The sequence below is a fragment of the Pacificoceanicola onchidii genome, from assembly GCF_004804335.1.
GTDB lineage: Bacteria > Pseudomonadota > Alphaproteobacteria > Rhodobacterales > Rhodobacteraceae > Pacificoceanicola > Pacificoceanicola onchidii.
Map to the genome: position 1 here is coordinate 117180 of NZ_SRXY01000001.1, position 13359 is coordinate 130538.

At 62.9% G+C, this 13359-nt stretch carries 13 protein-coding genes; 4 read left to right on the forward strand and 9 right to left on the reverse strand.

Annotated features, from left to right (window positions below; translation table 11 throughout):
• Positions 1 to 54: 54 nt before the first annotated feature.
• The 8 genes from E4662_RS00615 to E4662_RS00650 form a co-directional block, all read right to left on the reverse strand.
• Positions 55 to 1500, reverse strand: a complete 1446-nt coding sequence (locus E4662_RS00615; protein WP_136439318.1) for an aldehyde dehydrogenase — start codon at positions 1498 to 1500, stop codon at positions 55 to 57.
• Between the two features lie 20 nt (positions 1501 to 1520).
• Entirely contained in the window at positions 1521 to 2300 is a 780-nt protein-coding gene (locus tag E4662_RS00620) for a coniferyl-alcohol dehydrogenase (protein WP_136439319.1), read from the reverse strand.
• Between the two features lie 17 nt (positions 2301 to 2317).
• On the reverse strand, positions 2318 to 3040 hold the full coding sequence (locus E4662_RS00625) for an ABC transporter ATP-binding protein (protein ID WP_136439320.1): 723 nt from the start codon (positions 3038 to 3040) through the stop codon (positions 2318 to 2320).
• On the reverse strand, positions 3040 to 3771 hold the full coding sequence (locus E4662_RS00630; protein WP_136439321.1) for an ABC transporter ATP-binding protein: 732 nt from the start codon (positions 3769 to 3771) through the stop codon (positions 3040 to 3042). The genes E4662_RS00625 and E4662_RS00630 overlap by 1 nt, the downstream gene beginning before the upstream one ends.
• The gene (locus E4662_RS00635; protein ID WP_136439322.1) at positions 3768 to 4694 is read right to left on the reverse strand and encodes a branched-chain amino acid ABC transporter permease; all 927 of its coding nucleotides are present in this window, start codon (positions 4692 to 4694) and stop codon (positions 3768 to 3770) included. The genes E4662_RS00630 and E4662_RS00635 overlap by 4 nt, the downstream gene beginning before the upstream one ends.
• Positions 4691 to 5551 carry a branched-chain amino acid ABC transporter permease gene (locus tag E4662_RS00640; protein ID WP_136439323.1) on the reverse strand — a complete coding sequence of 287 codons (861 nt, stop codon included), beginning with the start codon at positions 5549 to 5551 and terminating at the stop codon, positions 4691 to 4693. The genes E4662_RS00635 and E4662_RS00640 overlap by 4 nt, the downstream gene beginning before the upstream one ends.
• Positions 5552 to 5623: 72 nt before the next feature.
• Positions 5624 to 6835: an amino acid ABC transporter substrate-binding protein gene (locus E4662_RS00645; protein ID WP_136439324.1), complete on the reverse strand. Its 1212-nt coding sequence runs from the start codon at positions 6833 to 6835 to the stop codon at positions 5624 to 5626.
• A 23-nt stretch (positions 6836 to 6858) separates the two neighbouring features.
• On the reverse strand, positions 6859 to 8298 hold the full coding sequence (locus tag E4662_RS00650) for an aldehyde dehydrogenase family protein (RefSeq protein WP_136439325.1): 1440 nt from the start codon (positions 8296 to 8298) through the stop codon (positions 6859 to 6861).
• A gap of 110 nt (positions 8299 to 8408) precedes the next feature.
• On the opposite strand from E4662_RS00650, the gene E4662_RS00655 reads away from it, so the two are divergent.
• Positions 8409 to 9272, forward strand: coding sequence for a helix-turn-helix transcriptional regulator (locus E4662_RS00655; protein ID WP_136439326.1), 864 nt, complete (start codon positions 8409 to 8411; stop codon positions 9270 to 9272).
• On the opposite strand, the gene ctlX is transcribed toward E4662_RS00655, so the two are convergent.
• On the reverse strand, positions 9269 to 10192 hold the full coding sequence (gene ctlX / locus E4662_RS00660) for a citrulline utilization hydrolase CtlX (protein ID WP_136439327.1): 924 nt from the start codon (positions 10190 to 10192) through the stop codon (positions 9269 to 9271). The two genes, E4662_RS00655 and ctlX, sit on opposite strands and share 4 nt — an antisense overlap.
• 129 nt (positions 10193 to 10321) lie before the next feature.
• On the opposite strand from ctlX, the gene E4662_RS00665 reads away from it, so the two are divergent.
• From E4662_RS00665 to tcuB, 3 genes are all read left to right on the forward strand, one after another.
• Positions 10322 to 10747 carry an Lrp/AsnC family transcriptional regulator gene (locus E4662_RS00665; RefSeq protein WP_136439328.1) on the forward strand — a complete coding sequence of 142 codons (426 nt, stop codon included), beginning with the start codon at positions 10322 to 10324 and terminating at the stop codon, positions 10745 to 10747.
• 100 nt (positions 10748 to 10847) lie between these two features.
• The gene (tcuA, locus tag E4662_RS00670; protein ID WP_136439329.1) at positions 10848 to 12233 is read left to right on the forward strand and encodes an FAD-dependent tricarballylate dehydrogenase TcuA; all 1386 of its coding nucleotides are present in this window, start codon (positions 10848 to 10850) and stop codon (positions 12231 to 12233) included.
• Positions 12223 to 13284 carry a tricarballylate utilization 4Fe-4S protein TcuB gene (tcuB, locus tag E4662_RS00675; RefSeq protein ID WP_136439330.1) on the forward strand — a complete coding sequence of 354 codons (1062 nt, stop codon included), beginning with the start codon at positions 12223 to 12225 and terminating at the stop codon, positions 13282 to 13284. Before tcuA ends, tcuB begins: the two co-directional genes overlap by 11 nt.
• Positions 13285 to 13359 lie beyond the last annotated feature (75 nt).

Consider the following 13359-nt stretch of genomic DNA (forward strand, 5'->3'; position numbering starts at 1 on the left):
CCTTGCAAGTTTGCAGTGTCAGGCGCGGCCCGGGACAGGCCGCGCCCGCGCCGTTCAGAACGGGTAATGCTGATGCGGGTCTTCGATGGTGACCCAGCGGATCGAGGTAAAGGCGTCAATTGCCGCCTTGCCTCCGAACCGGCCATAGCCGGAGTCCTTCACCCCGCCAAAAGGCATCTGCGCCTCATCGGCCAGCGTCGGACCGTTGATATGGCAAATGCCGCTTTCGATCCGGTCGGCCACGGCCATGGCGCGCTGGATGTTGGACGAGAAAACCGCCGCTGACAGCCCATATTCGGTGTCATTGGCCACGCGGATGGCGTCTTCGTCGTCCTTGACCCGGATGATCGGTTTGACCGGGCCAAAGCTCTCCTCGGCGTAGATGGTCATGTCCGGCGTCACACCGTCGATCAGCGTCGCCTCGACGATCGCTCCGTCGCGCCCGCCGCCGGCGACGACAGTGCCGCCCTTGGCGGTGGCATCCGCGATGATCTTGTCCATCTTTTCCGCCGCCTCCGGCGTGACAAGCGCACCCAACACCACCTGATCCCGCGGATTGCCCGCAGGCAGCGCCGAGGCCTTGGCGGCGAGGCGTTCGGTGAAGGTGTCGGCGATGCTGTCCTGCACGATGATGCGCTCGGTCGACATGCAGATCTGGCCCTGGTTCATGAACGCCCCGAAGGCGGCGGCGTTCACCGCCGCGTCAATATCAGCGTCATCGAGGATCACCAGCGGCGCCTTGCCGCCGAGTTCAAGAAGGACCGGTTTGAGGTTCTGCGCCGCTTTCGTCGCGATGATGCGCCCTACTCCGGTGGAGCCGGTGAAGTTGATGTGGCGCACCTCGGGCGCTTCGATCAGGGCGTTCACCACCTCCGCCGCGTCTTCCGGCGCATTGGTGATCACATTCATCACACCCGGCGGGAACCCGGCGCGGCGGAAGGCTTCGCCGATAGCGAGCTGGGTCGCCGGGCTGAGTTCGGACGCCTTGAGCACCGCCGTGTTGCCACAGGCGATGGCCATGGCCACGGCCCGCGTGCCAAGGATCACCGGCGCGTTCCACGGCGCGATCCCAAGACAAACCCCCAGCGGTTTGCGCTGTGCCATGGCGAGCGTGCCCGGCTTGTTGGCGGGGATCACCTCGCCGAGGATCTGCGTGGTCATCGCCCCCGCTTCGCGCAGCATGCCCGCCGCCAGCATACAGTTGAACCCGATCCACGGGCCTGTTGCGCCAGTCTCGGACGTGGCGGCGGCGATAACCTCGGGGGTCATGGCGTCCAGCGCATCCGCCGCCTTGTTGAGCAGCGCCCGGCGCTCGGCAGGGCTGGTTGCGGCCCATCCGGGAAAGGCGGCCTGGGCCGCTTCGGCCGCTTTGCGTGCGTCCGCCGCGCCCGCTGCGGGGGCGGTGGTGGCAACCTCTCCGGTCACCGGATCAATGCGATCAAACGTGCGGCCGGTTTCGGCGGCAAGATCTTCGCCGCCGATCAACATTTTGACTTCCATGTCTTTTCTCCCTGAAACTCTTACGAAAGGCCGTTCGATTTGGCCTCGATATGGGCGCGCATGCCGCCGTCCGTGGGGATATTGACCCCGCGCAGCCAAACCGATCCGTCCGACAGCAGGAACGTCACAACCGGGGCGATGTCCGTGGGCGTGCCGGGGCGATCCATGACTTTCATGTCTTCCTCGACGCGCTCACCCAGGGTTTCGATGAAGTCCTTGAGGATCGGTGTCTCGACCGGGCCGGGTGAGACCGAATTCATCCGGATACCCCGGTCGCGCCAGGTCCAGCGGTTTTCATGTGTCCAGGCGACAAGCGCCTGTTTGGTGAAGAAGTAGCTGTTCTCATGGGTGATCTCGTTGGCGGCGCAGAAATCCGCGACCCCTGCGTGGGTCAGCTTTTCAGTTGCCTTGATCTTCTCGACCACGCCTTCCCAGCCCAGCCCGGCCAGTGAGGCAAGGTTCACGATCGACGCGCCGTCCGCCAGACTGTCCACGATGCCAAGCGTCAGCCTTTTCAGCGCCACGAGGTTGATCGTGACCACGGCTTCCGCCGCGGCGGTGGGCGGCACGCCTGCGATATTGGCAAGACCGTCCGCCTTGATGGCCGTCAGCTTCCCGATCAGCGTATCCAGCGCGGCCTCATCCATCAGGTCACATTGATGAAACCCGTCAAGCTCCATGGACGGCGCATTGCGGTCCACGCCAACCACCCTGGCGCCCTGCGCCTTGAGCTGCCTCGCGGTTTCCGCGCCAATCCCGGAAGCGACTCCGGTGACGATGATCGTTTTTCCTTCCAACATGTCTTTCTCCCGTTTCTTCAGTCTTTTGCCGCGCCCGCGCCGAGATAGGCGGCTTGCACCGCCGGATCGTTCAGCATGGCTTGCGCGTTGTTTTCACCGGTGATTTCACCGTTTTCGATGAGATAGCCGCGATCCGCGATGGCGAGGCTCTGCTTGGCGTTTTGCTCAACCAGAAGCACCCCCATGCCAGTTTCGCGGATGTGGCTGAGGTTGCCGAACAGCTCCTGACATAGGAGCGGCGACAGCCCGAGCGACGGCTCGTCCAGCATCAGCACTTCGGGGTTGGCCATCATCGCGCGGCCAATGGCGACCATCTGCTGCTCGCCCCCCGACATGGTGCGCGCGATCTGGTCCTTGCGCTCTATAAGCTTGGGGAACAGTTCCAGCACCCATTTCAGGTTCTTGTCCTTGGCGCGCTGAGCCCGTTTGGAATAAGCCCCGAGCATCAGGTTTTCCCAGACCGTCAGGTCCCCGAAAATGCCCCGCCCTTCCGGCACAAAGGCGATCCCGGCTTCCACGATCTCATCGGATTTGCGGCTGAGCAGGTCCTTGCCGGAGATGTCGATATGGCCTGTCGCCCCGCCTTCACAGATCCCGGCAACCGCCCGGAGCAAGGTGGACTTGCCCGCGCCATTGGCGCCCAGCATCACCACGATTTCACCGGGATTGACCGTCAGCGAGACACCCGCAAGCGCCCGGTGCAGCCCGTAGGACACGGAGAGATTTTCAATCGTCAGCATCAGGCGTCTCCCAGGTAAGCGCGGATCACGTCCGGATCCGACAGCACATCGGCAGGCGTGCCTTCGGCGATCTTGACGCCGGAATTCATCACCACGCAGCGGTCACAGAGCGAGCGGATCGCATCCATGACATGCTCCACAAGGATGATGGTCCGCCCCTCGCGGCGCAGGCTGGCGATCAGTTCGATGCCGATTTGCAGCTCGGACGGGTTGAGACCGGCCAGCCATTCATCGAGCAGGAGGATCTCCGGCTCCGACGCCAGCGCGCGGGCCAGTTCCAGCCGTTTTTGGTCAATGTAGGTGAGGCTGTCGATGCCGAGGTTTTTCTTGTCCCCGAGTTCCAGCCGGTCCAGCAACTGGGCGGCGAAGTCTTCGGCCTCCCGCCCCCAGCGCGGCTTGTGCGCAAAGGCGGCCCCCGCCATGACGTTTTCCAGAACCGACAGCTTCGGCAGGATCCGCACCAGCTGAAACGTCCGGGCCACGCCGAAACGGGCGATCTTGTGCGGTGGCAGCGGCGTAAGATCGTGCCCTTCGAGATCGATCTTGCCCGAGGTCGGCTTCAACGCGCCGGAAATCAGGTTCATCGTGGTGGATTTGCCCGAGCCGTTTGGCCCGATAATGCCCATGACCTCATGTTCACGCACATCAAAGCTCACGTCATTCACCGCGACCAGACCGCCGAAGCGCTTGGTCAGGCCCTGAACGTGCAGGATCGTGTCACCGGGGGTCATTTCGCGGCCCTCCTTGTGAATTTCTCCAACAGGCCGGTGAAGCCGTCGGGCAGGACGTAGACGATGATCAGGAACGACAGGCCAAGGAACAGCGTTGTCGAGTTCGGGAAGGACACGGAGATCGCCTCCCATGCCAGCGTGAAGGGGATAACCCCGACCAGCGGCCCCCAAAGGCGGTGCGTGCCGCCGAGCAGCGCCATGATCACCACGAGGAATGACAGCTGCGGCGAGAAGACCACGTTTGGTTCGATGTAGCTGTAGCGCGGTGCCACGATGGCGCCGATCAGCGCGGCAAAGAAGCCGGTGGACATGAACAGGATGACCTTGGACCAGGCGGTGTTGATGCCGACATGGCGCGCCACCTCTTCGTCATTGCCGATGATCTTCAGCGCAAAGCCAAGGCGGGAGCGGTTGATCCACCAGCCAAAGAGGAAGACCACCACCGACACGCCAAGCAGCATCCAGTAGATGTGCGCCTCGGTGAAATCGGTGAGCACGTAGAGCCCGCGTGAGCCAAGAAAATTGTTCTGCACCCAGCTGACAAGGTTGCGGATCATCTCTGCCAGCCCCAGCGTGAAGATCACGAAATAGACGCCGGACAGGCGCAGCGTGGCAAGGCCGATCAGGAGCGCCACGGCGGTGGCAACCAGCGGCGCGAGGATCGCCATGGACCAGAACGAAGTGTCGTAGTCCGACATGCCGGTGCCCACGAGGTAGCCGCCGATGCCGAAAAAGGCTGCTGTGGAAAGCGCGATCAGATGGGTTGGCCCGGAAAACAGCGACCAGCTGGTCGAGAGCGCGATGTACATCATCGCCGTGGTCGCGATGGAGAGCCAGTAGCCGTCATTGACCAGCGGGAAAATCGCGGCAAGCGCCACGAGAACCGCGCCAATGCCAAGATTGCGGAGTTCAGCCGGTTTCATGCGCGCCTCCCGAACAGGCCCTGTGGGCGGAACAGCAGGATGGCGAGGAAGATCACATAGGCCGCGACGAGCGTCAGGCCGGGGTCAATCACGCTGGCCACGGTGGTCTCGACAAGGCCAAGGATCACGGCGGCGACAATCGCGCCCCGGATGTCCCCGACGCCGCCCATGATGATGATGATCAGCGCTTTCATGGTGAAGATCACCCCGACGGAGGCCTCCAGCGTGATGAAGGTCGAGATCAGCGTGCCGCCGACCGCCGTCACCGCGCCGCCCAGCGCGAAGGCAAAAGCAGAGACCCGTTCGACATTGATGCCCACCAGCCCGGCTGCTTCGGTGCTGACCGAAACCGCGCGCACGGCGGTGCCCTGGTAGGTATGGGTGAGCCAGTAGTAGAGCCCGCCGCCGATGCCGATGGCGACAATGAAGGCCACGAGGCGGTTGAGTGCCACGGTCTGGCCGAGGATCTTGAACGGTTCGGCAAGGTAGGAATAGGTGAAGTATTCACCATGGATCGACACCATGATGCCGACCAGCGCAAAGCTCATGCCGAAGGTCGCCAGAATGCTGTCAACTTCCAGCTGGCCCTGCGTCTTGGCGCGCCGCACCAGCGGCAGCAGCAAATAGCGGTAGAGCAGCCAGTTGCCAGAAAAGGCCAGCGGCGCGGCGATGAGGGCGGTCAGGAGCGGGCTGAGGGCGGCAGCGGTGTACATCCAAAAGGCCGCCAGACCACCCAGAACGAGCATTTCGCCATTAGCGAGGTTCATGATGCGGGCGACGCCGTACTGAAGGTTCAGCCCCATCGCAATAAGGGCATAAGTGCCGCTGAGCAGCAGCCCGGACAGGAGAATATCCATGAGATTTTCCGACAAGAAGGGAAAGGAGCGCCCGGCGGGGAAGACACGCCGGGCGCAGAGGTGGCGGCTGGATCAGTTCCAGCCGTCCTTGGCCACGGGCGCGACGCTGTCGCCCATGCCCGTGTCGGCAACCGCGTGGAACACGCCGTCAATCCATTGCCCCACCGACCAGAAACGCATGGAGTTGTTCTGCTCGTCAAAGGAGACTTCGCCGATCACAGTGTCAAAGCTGTTGTCCGCGATGTAGGCGACGGTCGCTTCGCGGTCGATTGTCCCGACGCCTTCGATCGCCTGCTCCAGAATTTGCAGGGAGGCGTAGTAAGTGGCCGACGCCCAGTAATCCGCCTCGCCGCCGGTGATCTCAAGGTGCGCGGCCCGGTAATCCTGCATGGCGGGCGTATCGGGGTTGATGCCCCCTGCCCCGAGGTTGCCTTCGATCTTGGAACCGAACTTGCCGGAAAAGGCCGGGAAAGCCGTGGCCACGGCAGTGTAGAAGGCGTTGACCTGGAGGTCTTCGATGATCGCCTGCTCTGTCAGGGCGAAGGTGTCAGGCGGGTAGGACCAGGCCACAAAGGCGTCCGGCTCTGCGGCTTTTGCGCCTTTTACCACCGGCGACAGATCCGGCGTGCCAAGCGGGTAGGACTTGTCATAGACAATCTCGAAACCCGCTTCCTTGAACATCGGGCGGGCCTTGTCCGCCAGTTCGATCCCGAAGGCATCGGCCACGTTGACCATGGCCACCGTGTTGCCGATGGACCCGGCCTCGCGCAGCGTGGTCAGCGCATCGAGCGCGCCTTCGACAAAGCCGGTGGTGGTGCCCAACGTAAAGAACATGTTGGGGAAGCGCTTGGACAGTTCTTCCTGCTGATCGGTGATGGCCGAGACCGCAACCAGCGGGAAGTCATACTTGGCATAGATCGGCGCGGCAGCGATGTTGAAGCCGGTGCCGTAGGGCGAGAACATGAAATCGACCTTGTCCTGCGTGGCAAGGCGCTGAACCGCCTTGATGTGCTCGGACGGATCGGTCTTGTCGTCGTAGGTGATCACCTCGACCGGGCGCATGCCGCCGTCAACCTTGAGCCCGCCACGCGCATTCACCTGCGCTGCCCAAAGCTCGATGTTGGGCGTGTGCGTCACTGCTTCACCACCCGCGAGCGGGCCGGTGAGGTGGGCCACGACGCCGAACTTGATGGGGTCTGCGGCAAAGGCCGCGCTGGTCATGGCGGTGAGGGTCAGGGCCGAGGCGCCTGCGAGCAGCGCGCGCCGCTTGATACCGATGGTCATTTGAGTTCTCCTCCTGATAAAGTCTAGGGTCTTCGCGCATCCGAGGGGCTGGTGATCCAGCGCAGCTCGGTGAATTCCTGAATGCCCCACGCGCCACCAAACCGGCCGTAGCCAGAGGCCTTGACCCCGCCCACCGGGGCGTGGGGCGTGTCGTCGAACGTGGAGCGATTGATGTGGCAGACGCCGCTTTGAACCTGCAGCGCCACGGCTTCTGCGCGGGCGGGGTCCTGGCTGATAACCGCTGCGGCGAGACCGTATTCGCTGTCATTGGCCACGGTCACGGCTTCCAGATCGTTGCGGACACGGGTGATCGAAAGCACCGGGCCAAAGACTTCTTCGCGGTAGATGCGCATGTCCGGCTCGACCCGGTCCAGCAGCGTCGGTTCGAGATAGGCATCGGACACGCGCCCGCCGCCGATCAGCGTCGCGCCCTTGGACACCGCATCCCCGATCAGCCCGGCCAGACGCTCTGCGGCGGCGGCACTGACGACCGGGCCAATCTGGGTGTGCGGATCGCGCGGATCGCCGAGGCTCAGCTTGCAGCGCCGCGCTTCCAACCGTTCGACAAGCGCATCAGCAAGGGTTTCGGCCACGATCAAGCGCTCGGTCGACATGCAGATCTGGCCCTGATTGCGGTATCCACCGTCCAGAGCCGCCTCAACCGCAAGGTCAAGGTCCGCATCCCCCAGCACCAGCATCGCCGACTGGCCACCCAGTTCCAGCAAAGGGCGTTTGAGATGGCGCGCGCAAAGCTCCGCAACGCGCCGCCCGACACGGGTCGAGCCGGTGAAGTTCACGCGCCGCACCACCGGCGAGGCGATCAGGGCATCGGCCACGGCCTCGCTGTCCTCGCCGCGCGCGAGCAACACCTGCACCACGCCCTCGGGAAAACCGGCGTCAGTCAGCACGTCGCCAAACAAGCGGTAGGTGCGTGGGGCAAACTCGCTGCCTTTCAGCAGGACCGTGTTGCCACACATCAGCGGCGCGGCGATGGCACGCGCGCCCAGAACCAGAGGTGCATTCCAGGGCGCGATCCCCAGAACCACGCCGCAGGGCACCCGGATCACACGGCTGTTCAGACCCCTTGCCGCTTCGCCGCGCACCGCGACTTCCGCACAAACCTCATCCTCGTAAAAGGCCGTCTCGCGCAGCATTTCTGCACCGAAACGCACGTTCATCCAAGCCCAGTCACTGGCGGTGCCGATCTCTTCGGCCATCGCAAGGCAAAACGCCTCGCCGCGCTGCTCCAGAAGCTCTGCCGCCCTGCGCAGCAAGGCACCGCGTTCTGCCGCCGGGCGCGCGGACCATGCGGGAAAGGCCGCAGCCGCCCGCGCCGCGACGGACTGGCACCCGCTCGGGTCCAGAGCCGCCTCTGCGCTGACGATCCTGCCGTCAATCGGGCTGACCCGTTCGACAACCGGACCAGCGATGGCCCGCGGCTGATGTGCAGTTTGTCGTGTCATTCATGTCCATCGGGCGCGGCCCGACCTCCCTTGTTTTTGATTATGGGTAATGCATATTGTCATGGAATGCGCATTTCTGGGCATTCATTGTCGATTTATTGGAAAACGCCATGAAAGACAGCTACGCAAGAGCGCAACTCGAACAAGAAGCCCTGCATGATCGCGCGGTGCGCATTCATCATCCCGAATCCTATTCGACCATGCTTTTTCTCGAACAGGGGCGTCTGGCGCGTGATGAAACCGGGTTGGAAATCGATGGCCCGGCCCTTTGCTTCTGGCCACCGGGGGGGCGCCCGCCGCTGCGGCTTGTCGCTGGCGCGCGGGCGCGCATTCTGGGCCTCGGGGATACCATCGTTCTCGACGCAATTGGCGCGCGCGCCGAGTCTGTGCATCTGCGTATGCTGGTTGAGCAAAGCTTTCTTGCGCCGCTTCCAGAGGCCGATCTGCGCGATCAGGTCGACACGCTGATTGGATGGTTTGTCAAGGAACTGGCCGAGGAGGAGCGGCAATCGCCCATGTCTCTGTCGGCCATCCTTCGCCTGCTCTTTATCGGCGCTTTGCGGGTCTACAGGCCGGAACCGGCGGAGACCGGGGCCGAACTGACCAGCGTGTTGCGCCGTTTCCGGCACCTCGTTGAACTGCACTATCGCGAACACTGGCCCATGTCGCGCTATGCCGAAGAGTTGGGTGTGGACTACGACCGGCTGCAACGGATCTGCAAACGCGAGGTCGGGCGCAGCCCTGGCGAGCTGGTCCATGAACGTCTGACCGCCGAGGCCAAGGCGCGGCTCGAAAACACGGGCCTGCCGCTGAAACGCATCGCCGCCGACCTCGGCTTTGCCGATGCCACGCGGTTCAGTCATTTCTTCAAACGCCGGGCCGATATCTCGCCCGGCGCTTACCGCGCTATTGTCCGCAGGCCGCAGGGTGAGGATCTGACGGAACTGAGGCGCGGCTTCTCGGACTGGCCCTAACGCGCGCTCAGATGCAAACCGGCAATCATGCAGCGGACCGAGCCACCGGCGTGCTCGATTGTCGGAATGTCCAGCGGCAGGAGCGTGACATGCCGGTTCAGCACCGCCTTCTGCTCCGCCTCCAGAGACCGCAAGGCGCGCGATGACAAGGCCAGCACGATGCCGTCGCGCCCCTGCAACTCAATCGCATTGCCCGCGAAATTCGCGATCTGATCCTTGGTCAGATCGATGATGTCCCGCTCCCCTCGGCGCAGGCGTTCCGCCACTTCGCGGCGGCGCGCGGCATCAGGAAGGCTATCCAACCCGATCATCGCGAAATCGGTACCGATGCACATCAGGACATTGGTGTGATAGATCGGCTGCCCCTGCGCATCGACCGCATCAAAGACGACCGGTTCATAGTTGAAATGGGTGCAGAAGCGTTCCAGCAGGATTTCGCTCGTGCGCTTGGAGCGCGCCGCATAGGCCACCCGTTCGAGATGGTCGATCACCATAGCCCCGGTGCCTTCGAGGAACAGGTTGTCATATTCCAACCCGGAATAATCGATGATGTCCTGCACGCGGTAGTCCTGCTTGAGCATGGTCAGCACGTCCTGCCGCCGCTCTGCGCGGCGGTTTGGCGAATACATCGGGTAGACGGCCACATGACCACCGGAATGGGTGGAGAACCAGTTGTTCGGGAACACGGAATCCGGGGTCTCTGTGCCTTCATCTTCGAACAGGTGCACGCGCACGCCCGCCGATTGCAGCGTCTCTGCGGCGCGGGTGACCTCGGCATGGGCGGCCTGAGCCACGTCTGCGGCGTCGCTTGCCGCACTGGTCTGAAAATGGTTGTCCTGCGCCGTCTGAGCGTTGGGCGTGAAATGATGCGGACGGATCATGACGACGGAGGCCGGGGCCTGAAGCGAGGATCGGGGCATGGCAAAGGTCTTCCTCTTGCGAAACACTACCCAAGGTTTACCGCACCCGCCTGACACACTGCAGGGCCATGTTGCACCTTTTGCAAATGCTTTTTGCGCATTTTGTTAATATGAGTTATCATTTTTGCCATGCATGTATACGATGACCTTGACCGCAAACTGATCACCCTCCTGCGCGAAGACGGGCGGGCGCCGGTATCCAAACTGGCCGTGCTCCTTGGCGTCTCACGCGCGACGGTACAAACCCGGATCGACCGGCTTTTGGACAGTGGGGCTGTACTGGGCTTCACCATCCGCGCGCGCGAGGACAGCGGGCCGGAGGGCGTGCGGGCGATCATGATGATCGAGGTATCCGGACAATCGACCACGCAAGTCATCCGCAGCCTGCGCGGCATCCCGGCCCTGCATCAACTGCATTCCACCAATGGCAATTGGGACCTGATTGCGCAGCTGAGCGCCGAGAGCCTCGCGGACTTCGACAGGGTCCTGCGGGAAGTGCGCAGCATTCCCGGCATCACAAACAGCGAAACCTCGATTCTGCTGAGTTCGGTTTAACCCCTTTTAATGCGCCTGAAGCATCAATCAAAACAAAACGAGCATTGGTAAAATCAATTGGCATTCGGCTAACAACCGGCAAGCCAAGGAAAGTAGCCACATGCAGACAGATCCCGACATTGTTGTCATCGGAGGCGGAAATGCCGCCCTTTGCGCGGCCATGACCGCCGCAGAAGCGGGGGCACGGGTTCTGATCCTGGAGACCGCGCCGAAACCCTACCGGGGCGGGAACTCCCGACACACGCGGAACTTTCGCTGCATGCATTCGGGGCCACATGGACCGCTTGTCGAGAGTTACAGCGAAGAGGAATATTTCGCGGATCTTCTCAAGGTCACGGCAGGCAAAACCGACGAACATCTGGCGCGGCTCGCCATCCGCACATCCGAAGAATGCCTGCCATGGATGATCGAGCACGGGGTGCGCTTTCAGCCGTCGCTGTCGGGCACGCTTTCGCTCGCGCGCACCAACGCGTTTTTCATGGGTGGCGGCAAGAGCCTCGTGAACGCTTATTACCGCACCGCTGCCAAGCTGGGTGTCGAAGTTCTCTACGAGGCCGCCGTGACCCATCTTGAGCTCGAAGGAGACAAGATCACGCGGGTCGATTTCACTTATGAGGGGCAGAAGAAAAGCCTGTCTCCCAAGGCGGTGGTTGTCGCCTCCGGCGGGTTCCAGGCGGACACGGACTGGCTCACCCGCGCATGGGGTGAGCCTGCCAAGAATTTCCTGATCCGCGGTACCCCTTATAACCGGGGCATCGTGCTGGCCGATCTTCTTGATCAGGGGGTCGAGAGCGTGGGTGATCCGACCCAGTGCCATGCGGTTGCCATCGACGGGCGCGCGCCGAAATTCGACGGCGGCATCGTGACCCGGCTCGACTGCGTGCCCTTCTCGATTGTGGTCAACAAGGACGCGCAGCGGTTCTACGACGAAGGCGAGGACACATGGCCCAAACGCTATGCGATCTGGGGCCGTCTGGTGGCCGGTCAGCCCGATCAGGTTGGCTATGTGATCATCGACAGCAAGTCCTTGAATCTCTTCATGACCTCAGTCTTCCCTCCGCTCAAGGCGGACACGTTGGAAGACCTTGCGGACATGATGGGACTGCCCCCTGACAAGCTGCGGGCCACAGTGGATGAATTCAACGCCGCCTGCGGCGATGACAGCAACTTCCACCCGACCGAGCTCGACAACGTTGCAACAACCGGCATCACCCCGGCCAAGACCAACTGGGCCCGGCCAATCAATGAGCCGCCCTACTACGGCTACAGCCTGCGCACCGGTGTGACCTTTACCTATCTTGGTCTGAAGGTGGACGACCACGCGCAATGCAGCACCGCGAGCGGCCCGATCCAGAACCTCTGGGCCGCAGGGGAAACCATGGCCGGGTCCATTCTGGGCCAGGGCTATCTGGCCGGGTTCGGCATGACCATTGGAACCGTCTTTGGACGCATGGCAGGACGGGAGGCCGCCAACTATGCAAACTGATCTGATCCAGGAAGCCCGGCGCCAGGCCGAGGTGTGCAACGCCTGCCGCTATTGCGAAGGCTATTGCTCTGTCTTTCCCGCCTTGCACGCCAAGCGCGCCTTCAGCGACGGCGACATCACGCAGCTGGCCAATCTCTGCCACAACTGCCGTGGGTGTTACTATGCCTGCCAGTACACGGCGCCGCATGAGTTTGCGCTCAACCTGCCGCAGGCGCTGGCCGATGTGCGCGTGGACAGCTGGGAAAGCCATGCCTGGCCGGGCGGGCTGGGCAAGATCTTCCAGCGCAATGGCGTTCCGATTGCGCTGGCCGCCCTGATCGGCTTTGCCCTGCTGTTCATGATCGCCCGCGCCTTTGGCGAGGAGGGCGGCGAGCGGTATTACAGCGTGGTGTCCCATGGCCTGCTTGTGGCCATCTTTGCGCCCGCCTTCCTGTTCCCGCTCTTTGCGATCGGCGTTGGATTGCGGGATTATTGGAAAACCGTGGGGGGCGAAAAGGTCCGGCTGGCGCATGTCACCCAAGCCTTTGGGGCCGCCGCAAACATGAAGAATCTCAAAGGGGGCCACGGCGACGGGTGCAACTTCGAAGACGAGGACCGGTTCAGCCATGCCCGGCGCGCCGCTCACCAGCTGACCATGTACGGCTTCCTGCTCTGCTTTGCGGCAACCTGCTCGGGCACGATCCTGCACTATGTGTTTGACATTCAGGGGCCGCACGGGCTGTTTTCCCTGCCCAAACTCTTCGGCTTACCGGGCGGCGTTCTGCTCGCTTTCGGGACCGCGTGGATGGCGTCGCTGAAGCTGAAATCGGACCCCGAACTTGCAGCGCAAAACGCGTGGAGCGGCGAGATGGCCTTTATCCTGCTGCTGTTTTTCATCGCCATGTCCGGGCTCGCGCTCTTTGTCGCCGGATCCTCCGCTGTCATGCCGACGATCCTTGCCCTGCACCTCGGCGCGGTGCTGGCTTTCTTCCTGCTGACGCCCTACACGAAAATGGCCCACGGTTTCTATCGCCTTGCGGCCCTTGTCCGCGACGCCCAGTCAGGACGGTGACGCCTTGGTCAGCGGCGGCGCTGGACCACCCTTTGACCGCTCAAAGGGTTGACGCTTTCCGCCGCTGACTTAACC

What these genes read in the sequence shown, in the direction of transcription:
- E4662_RS00615 (WP_136439318.1), bottom strand. Translation starts at nt 1,500, where the DNA reads ATGGAAGTCAAAATGTTGATCGGCGGCGAAGATCTTGCCGCCGAAACC.
- E4662_RS00620 (WP_136439319.1), bottom strand. Translation starts at nt 2,300, where the DNA reads ATGTTGGAAGGAAAAACGATCATCGTCACCGGAGTCGCTTCCGGGATT.
- E4662_RS00625 (WP_136439320.1), bottom strand. Translation starts at nt 3,040, where the DNA reads ATGCTGACGATTGAAAATCTCTCCGTGTCCTACGGGCTGCACCGGGCG.
- E4662_RS00630 (WP_136439321.1), bottom strand. Translation starts at nt 3,771, where the DNA reads ATGACCCCCGGTGACACGATCCTGCACGTTCAGGGCCTGACCAAGCGC.
- E4662_RS00635 (WP_136439322.1), bottom strand. Translation starts at nt 4,694, where the DNA reads ATGAAACCGGCTGAACTCCGCAATCTTGGCATTGGCGCGGTTCTCGTG.
- E4662_RS00640 (WP_136439323.1), bottom strand. Translation starts at nt 5,551, where the DNA reads ATGGATATTCTCCTGTCCGGGCTGCTGCTCAGCGGCACTTATGCCCTT.
- E4662_RS00645 (WP_136439324.1), bottom strand. Translation starts at nt 6,835, where the DNA reads ATGACCATCGGTATCAAGCGGCGCGCGCTGCTCGCAGGCGCCTCGGCC.
- E4662_RS00650 (WP_136439325.1), bottom strand. Translation starts at nt 8,298, where the DNA reads ATGACACGACAAACTGCACATCAGCCGCGGGCCATCGCTGGTCCGGTT.
- E4662_RS00655 (WP_136439326.1), top strand. Translation starts at nt 8,409, where the DNA reads ATGAAAGACAGCTACGCAAGAGCGCAACTCGAACAAGAAGCCCTGCAT.
- ctlX (WP_136439327.1), bottom strand. Translation starts at nt 10,192, where the DNA reads ATGCCCCGATCCTCGCTTCAGGCCCCGGCCTCCGTCGTCATGATCCGT.
- E4662_RS00665 (WP_136439328.1), top strand. Translation starts at nt 10,322, where the DNA reads ATGCATGTATACGATGACCTTGACCGCAAACTGATCACCCTCCTGCGC.
- tcuA (WP_136439329.1), top strand. Translation starts at nt 10,848, where the DNA reads ATGCAGACAGATCCCGACATTGTTGTCATCGGAGGCGGAAATGCCGCC.
- tcuB (WP_136439330.1), top strand. Translation starts at nt 12,223, where the DNA reads ATGCAAACTGATCTGATCCAGGAAGCCCGGCGCCAGGCCGAGGTGTGC.